The sequence below is a fragment of the Microbacterium sp. ZXX196 genome (assembly GCF_009709595.1).
GTDB classification, from domain to species: Bacteria; Actinomycetota; Actinomycetes; order Actinomycetales; family Microbacteriaceae; genus Microbacterium; species Microbacterium excoecariae.
In genome coordinates this window covers 1-287 of the sequence record NZ_WMEE01000080.1, presented here as the reverse complement: position 1 = coordinate 287, position 287 = coordinate 1, and the positions used below count along the sequence as shown (strand labels likewise).

The following is a 287-nucleotide window of genomic DNA, read 5'->3' as shown; positions in this document are numbered from 1 at the left end:
ATCTGGGCCGCCTCCGGCAAGCTGGTCCTCGCGTACGAGACCGTGGTCACCGGCGTCCAGAAGGACGGCACGCCCAGCGAGCTGCACGTCGTCACCGACGCGAAGACCGGCAAGAAGCTCTTCCAGGACGAGACGATCGAGACCGGTACGGGCACCAGCTCGTACAGCGGCACCGTCCCGCTCACCACCACCAAGAGCGGCAGCACCTACAACCTCACCGACGGCGCCCGCGGCGGCCACAAGACGTACGACCTCAACCAGGGCACGTCCGGCACCGGCACGCTCTT

At 67.9% G+C, this 287-nt stretch carries 1 pseudogene; it reads left to right on the top strand.

From position 1 onward, the window contains the following. Positions 1–287, top strand: a pseudogene (locus GJQ66_RS12350) (M4 family peptidase); the annotation flags it as partial.